The following is a 5,293-nucleotide window of genomic DNA, read 5'->3' as shown; positions in this document are numbered from 1 at the left end:
TCGAGAGGAGTTCCTCGTCCTGTGCCGTGAAACCGCAGCTCCCCTCGGGTTTGGGGCACTTCTTGTTGGCGAGGTAGAGGGCGCCGATGATCTCGCGCCCGACACACGACTGCGCCATCCGGCGGCCGTCGAGGTGGTCCACCGGGTGCAGGGCGAACTGCGCGCCGGACCGCTCCGCGCCGACCGGCTGCGGGCCGCGGCGACCGGGTTCGACCGGCTGCCGCCCTCCGGCTGCGCGCCCGCCGTCCCCTGGGGGCATCTGCACCGCAGCGTGGTACGGGCCCTTCGCTTCATCCCGCCCCGTACGCGGCCCGACGGGCAGCCCGTGACGGCTGAGGTCGCGGAGTGGCGGATGCCCGAAGGCGACGTGCTCGTCGCGGCGTTGGAGCTGCTGGACACCGTCTGGCCGCAGAGCGGGGACGAGACCCGTGAGACGGTCGCTGAGGTCGCCCCGCTGGACGGCGACGCGATCGACGGCTACGCCGACTTCACCGTCCACGGTGCCGTCCTCCTCAACCGGAGCCGCCTCGCCGTCGGCCGGGACGGGCTGCCCGGAGTGGTGCGCTGCGCCGAGGCCCTTCCTGGTGCCCGACGGCGGCCCGGAGGGAACGTCGCCCGGGGAAGGGCGGACGGAGATCATGGTGGCAACGCCGCTGCGCGCGGATCCGAGGCCGCTGACCGGGCTGTTCCAGCAGGCGGTGGTTCTCGCCCGGGGTGGTTCGGGTGGTGGGGTTATGCGGCGAGTTCGACGTCCTTCGGTGTCCGGGATTCGTAGAAGGTGCCGTCGCGGAGCATGGCGAACAGGACATGCGTTGGCATGCGAGGCGGAGGAGGGCCGACCACTGAACTCAGCCAGGTCACCCGTGCGGTGAAACGCGAGCTCAAGATGGTTCAGTACCGGCCGGAGGCCATCGAAGGCTGCCTGGCCGGCACGGGGCCGGCCCTGTTGCCGTGATCGCCGCGTGGGCGAGTGCCGTCTCATCGATTCCGACGAGGAGGCTCCCCGACCACTCCAGCTCCTCGTGATCACCAAGAGGCTGGTGGCGAAGTGCGAGTGACGACGCCGGGAAGTCGCCCGCTCTCAATCTCGTGCCGCGGTAGCGACAGTCCGAAGTGATCTCCGATGACTTTCAGCACTCGGCGCTTCTCCTCGTTGGTTGGCAACTCCTCGTCGGCACCGAGTAGGTCGTCCATGGAGTCCTCCGGAGGGATGACCCCGGCCACCTGCAGCGCCGGACGCAGGAGGTCGGGCTGTGCTCCGGCAGGGTCATAGCCAGCACCCAACTCGAAGTGCAGCTGAACGTCCCCGTCGGCCAGGTACCGGAAGATGGAGGGCGGGTCATCTGGTCGGGGGTCGAAGACAAGGACCTCGGTGCCACAGGACACGGCCGGATCCAGGGCCCATCCTTCGCTCCCCCCGCTCTCCACGATGAACGACCAGTCGCCGCTTCGGCCGAGACGGCCAACGCAGTAGGTCTGCGCGAGGTCGACCATGGCTGACGCTTCCGCGACGGTCATGGCGGGGGCGTGCTGGACGGGTTCGTGGTCAGCCATACGTTCGGCGAGCGCCTCTGGGCTCAGGCCCCGGGCGCAGGTGATGTACAGCTCGGTGGCGCTGACGTTCGCTCCGCGCCAGGCTGCTGCGATCCATGCGAGGCCTTCGTCGGGCATGGTTGTTACTCCTTTCTCTTCCCATCCACCAGCCGGTACTTGCCCGAGAAGCCTCCGCTGAAAGCTCCGCCCATCGAGGTGGAATCGATCCATCCCGACATGGCTGAGCGGCCGCACTTCTCCGTCCATGAGGGCGCGGCCTGGCGGACGTCGTCGTACAGGTGCCCTTGACCCTGCGCGACTCGGGTGGCATAGGTCTGCACGCGGTCGTTGCCGGTATCGACTTCGTTCGTGCCACTGGGCATGCCGCCGGAGTCGTAGGTGGAGGCATGAGCGAACTCGTCACGTGACGCCCTGTCGGCCGACTGGATCTCCGGAACGGTGGTGGCGTCCGGGCTGCCGTGGGTTGCCACCCATCCGTCGGGGCGGATCACCTTGGCCCGAGGCGTTCGTATCGGACGGGAGGCGTCGGTAGCCGAAGAGCCAGGTGATGATCCGTTCGATCTTCCACCGGCGGCGGCCGAGGCGCTCGCTCGATTCGAGGCCTGGCCGTGCGATACGCGGGACGATTCTACTGATCCACCACTGAGCCGGGAGCATTCTGAGCGAGGAACCGCAGCACAGTGGGCCACCGGGGTGCAAGTGGTACGGAAGCGAGAACCGTCCGCAGCGAGCGGCTACAGAGTCCTCACGTCCTCCCCCTCCATTCCCGGGCTCAGGAGCAGAGGCGAGAACAAGTGGCACCGTCGACCGACCGATTCCGTGAACTTCGGCGTCTCCTGTCCGCCTACCTCGGGCAAACGGCGTCAGACCCGGAGCGCGTAGCCGAGGCGGTGGCCGAAATCGAAGATCTCCACTTGCCTCTCACCAGGGAGAGGCTGAGAAGGTTGTTGTCATTGGGCACAGCGGCCCCCTCACGCGGCATGATGACCTCATGGCGCATCTTCCCTCCCTCACCGTCGGCGGTTCCTCGCTCTCCCTCTGGTCCAAGGACTCGTTCCTGTCCATCGGCTCCGTCGGGTCCGTGCTGTCCATCGGTTCGGTTGGCAGCGCGCTGTCCGTCGGGTCCATCGGCTCTTCCATGTCCGCCGGCTCGATCGGCTCCATCATGTCCCTCGTGTCGTTGGGGTCCATTCAGAGCACCGCGAGTGCGCTGTCCATCCAGGCACGGCGCTCAGTCATGGCCGTCGGCGCCCATCGCGTGATCGGCTCGCGAGGCACGCTCGTACTGCTCGGATCGGGCGCACTCGCGCTTGCCGGCGCGCTCGCCCTGCACACACGTATCGAGCGGTGACCGGTCCGACGTCATCGATTTCGAGGAGGACGGCGGCGCGACCGCCGCGTCCTCGGAGTAGCGCTCCTGGAGGCGGTCGGCGATGACGGCCTGGAGCTGGGGGCCCTGACCTCGAATCCACCGGCCCGCGGGCGTCCGCCGACCCGGAGCCGGGCATCGTGTACGGGTGCACCCGCCGCCGGTACGGCTACCCGGGCGGCGAGGCGCCCGGGAAGACGCGCCCGGTAGGAGGTGGTGGTACGGGCGGCCCGGGGCGCCTGACGGGGACTCGGGCCGTCGCGTTCGCACCGGCGGCCCCGCGCTCACACCGTGAAACGTACGGCTTCCAGCCAGGAGTCGTTGTTCAGGGTGCCGCCGAATATGTAGTTCCCGGAGGCCTGGCCGATCGGCTTGTCACAGGCGAGGCCGCCCCAGCCGGAGCGCACCCGGGCGCTCTGGCAGACCGCGCCGTCACCGACGTTGATGACGAAGCCGAGCATGTAGGGATAGTTCTTGGCCGTGCTGCCGATGTAGTTGTCGACCCCGTCGGCCACACCGTTCCAGGGGGTCTTCCACTCGTCATTGTGTACGAAAGCATTGCCGGCGGTGCCCTTCGTACCGGACACCGCGATGTTGAGGGCCTTGATCTTCTTGCCCGTGATGCCGGTCGTACCGCCGTCGCACACCACGCTCTGCCAGCCGTTGCCCTCGACGTAGGCGCGGTAGCAGATGTGCCGCCCCGGCTGCCGGGCCGCGAGGCGCGACACGATCAGGGCCGCGGTATTCGGGACGGGGGCTGCTTTGGGAGCGGCCGCCGACGGCTTCGGGGTGGCGTTCGCCGTCTTCTGCGGGGCGGGCGCGGCGGGGAGCGAGGGCTGGTGGGCCTGTGCGGGAGCGGCGGGCAGAGGCGCCCCCACCGGGGTGGGGGAGGCCGTCGGGGTGAGGGAGGCCTTCGGGGTGGGCGACGCCGAGGCCTTCGGGGTGGGGGAGACGACGACGGCCGGGGGCGGCGGGAGGGCGCGGGCGGCAGCCGCTTCCTGGCTGTCACCGAGGTCACCGGCGCCGTCGCCCGCCAGTGCGGCGGTGAGCGCGAGGGGCGCGGCCACCGCCGCGGCCGTCCAGCCCAGTGTGGTCCAGACGCGGCGTCCGGGGGCCATTCCCCTGGGCCCGCGGACGCCGCGGCGGCGGAAGACGTCGGCGAAGTCCGGCCCGGCCGGGGACGTCGGGTCCGGGGACGACCCGGGTTCCAGGGGCTGTTTCGAGTGCTCGGACTGCGAGTTCATGGGGGTGCTTGGCTCCAGTCGACGGTCGCGGAGCGGGCAGGAGCGGATCGGGTCCCCCGCTGTCGGGAGGTCCGCCGGCCGGGGGTCGGCCCGGGGCGCCACCCTAACGCGGGTTTGTCGCCGGGGGTTTCGAGATCTGCAATGTTCTGAGCTTTTACTGAGCATCAACAAGCTTCTGGAGATCTACGTTGACTGAACGTCACCGTGAACAGAAAGAACATGAGAGGGCATTCCCCCGTGCCCTTGATTCTCCGCCCCCCCCCGGGCGATGTGGAGCGAAACAGTGATCGATGCTCACGGCACAGCAGATGCGTCCTCTCGACCCGCCACGGCCGAGCGCCACCGGGCGTTGCTCTTGAGGTTCGCGAACCGGCTCACCGGGGACCCGTACCGGGCGGAGGACATCGTCCAGGAGACCCTCCTGCGCGCCTGGAAACGGCCACCGGCCGCCGTGCCGGCCGACGACGACGAGCGGCTGCTCGCCTGGCTGTACACGGTCGCCCGCAACCTGGCCATCGACATGCACCGCCGCGACCGCGCGGTGCCCGTGGGCGCGTTGCCGCAGCAGCTGCTGAGCCGCAGCGGAGAGTGCGACCTGGCGGAGCAGGTGGTCGACCGGCACGTGGTGCGCAAGGCGCTGGCCCGGCTGTCGCAGGAGCACCGGGAGGTGGTCGTACGGGTCCACCTCTGCGACCGCCCGAGGGACGAGACCGCCCGGGAGATAGGGATATCCCCGGGAACGGTCAAGTCCCGTACGCACTACGCCCTGCGGGCCCTGCGAAGGGAGCTGGCCGCGTGAACGGCGTCGACCCGATCCGCTGGATCTCCGACCACCGGGACGGCATCATCCGGTGGACCCTCGTGGTGTGCGTGGCCTTCCTGCTCTTCCTGCTGGTCCGGCACTTCGCCATGAAGCTGGGCGGCTGGAAGGCGGCCGGCCGGCGCGTGGCGCGCGAGACCGCCCTCACCGGTGCGGCGTTCGCCTCCCCGGCGCGGGCCTGGCTGCGCTACCGCCGGGTGCTGCGGATCCTGGTGCGGCGGCTCCGCTCGCCCGCTCGCTCCACCTCGGGGTGGACGACGACGAGGAGCTGACGCATGGCCGATTCGGCTCCGGCCTCATCACCCG

General features: G+C 70.0%; 7 protein-coding genes and 1 pseudogene. 4 read left to right on the top strand and 4 right to left on the bottom strand.

The genetic code is table 11. The features are described 5' to 3' along the window. Window positions 1-145: 145 nt before the first annotated feature. Complete coding sequence (locus ACWD3D_RS32980) at window positions 146-775, top strand: hypothetical protein (protein WP_451464403.1); 630 nt, start codon at window positions 146-148, stop codon at window positions 773-775. Between the two features lie 251 nt (window positions 776-1,026). Here ACWD3D_RS32980 and ACWD3D_RS32975 read toward each other — a convergent pair whose 3' ends face one another. The 3 genes and pseudogenes from ACWD3D_RS32975 to ACWD3D_RS32965 form a co-directional block, all read right to left on the bottom strand. Beyond that, window positions 1,027-1,671 (bottom strand): DUF6461 domain-containing protein, encoded by a 645-nt coding sequence (locus ACWD3D_RS32975; RefSeq protein WP_451464402.1) that lies wholly within the window; start codon window positions 1,669-1,671, stop codon window positions 1,027-1,029. A 5-nt stretch (window positions 1,672-1,676) separates the two neighbouring features. Further along, complete coding sequence (locus tag ACWD3D_RS32970; protein ID WP_451464401.1) at window positions 1,677-2,024, bottom strand: hypothetical protein; 348 nt, start codon at window positions 2,022-2,024, stop codon at window positions 1,677-1,679. Window positions 2,025-2,073: 49 nt separating this feature from the next. Beyond that, window positions 2,074-2,184: pseudogene (locus ACWD3D_RS32965) on the bottom strand (IS5/IS1182 family transposase); the annotation flags it as partial. Between the two features lie 361 nt (window positions 2,185-2,545). On the opposite strand from ACWD3D_RS32965, the gene ACWD3D_RS32960 reads away from it, so the two are divergent. Further along, window positions 2,546-2,905 (top strand): hypothetical protein, encoded by a 360-nt coding sequence (locus ACWD3D_RS32960; RefSeq protein ID WP_451464400.1) that lies wholly within the window; start codon window positions 2,546-2,548, stop codon window positions 2,903-2,905. 302 nt (window positions 2,906-3,207) lie between these two features. Here the strand turns inward: ACWD3D_RS32960 and ACWD3D_RS32955 are convergent, their stop codons facing one another. Continuing rightward, window positions 3,208-4,167: a hypothetical protein gene (locus ACWD3D_RS32955; protein ID WP_451464399.1), complete on the bottom strand. Its 960-nt coding sequence runs from the start codon at window positions 4,165-4,167 to the stop codon at window positions 3,208-3,210. A 268-nt stretch (window positions 4,168-4,435) separates the two neighbouring features. Between ACWD3D_RS32955 and ACWD3D_RS32950 the strand changes: the two genes are divergently transcribed. Continuing rightward, a complete protein-coding gene (locus ACWD3D_RS32950; protein ID WP_451464398.1) occupies window positions 4,436-4,966 on the top strand; it encodes a sigma-70 family RNA polymerase sigma factor in 531 nt (176 codons plus the stop codon). Beyond that, window positions 4,963-5,259 carry a hypothetical protein gene (locus ACWD3D_RS32945; RefSeq protein ID WP_451464397.1) on the top strand — a complete coding sequence of 99 codons (297 nt, stop codon included), beginning with the start codon at window positions 4,963-4,965 and terminating at the stop codon, window positions 5,257-5,259. The genes ACWD3D_RS32950 and ACWD3D_RS32945 overlap by 4 nt, the downstream gene beginning before the upstream one ends. The last annotated feature ends 34 nt before the right edge of the window (window positions 5,260-5,293 follow it).

This window comes from Streptomyces sp. NPDC002690 (assembly GCF_053592415.1).
Note: the sequence above shows the minus strand (reverse complement) of the source record. Positions and strands in the feature narration are given on the sequence as shown.

What these genes read in the sequence shown, in the direction of transcription:
- ACWD3D_RS32960 (WP_451464400.1), top strand. Translation starts at nt 2,546, where the DNA reads ATGGCGCATCTTCCCTCCCTCACCGTCGGCGGTTCCTCGCTCTCCCTC.
- ACWD3D_RS32950 (WP_451464398.1), top strand. Translation starts at nt 4,436, where the DNA reads ATGTGGAGCGAAACAGTGATCGATGCTCACGGCACAGCAGATGCGTCC.
- ACWD3D_RS32975 (WP_451464402.1), bottom strand. Translation starts at nt 1,671, where the DNA reads ATGCCCGACGAAGGCCTCGCATGGATCGCAGCAGCCTGGCGCGGAGCG.
- ACWD3D_RS32955 (WP_451464399.1), bottom strand. Translation starts at nt 4,167, where the DNA reads ATGAACTCGCAGTCCGAGCACTCGAAACAGCCCCTGGAACCCGGGTCG.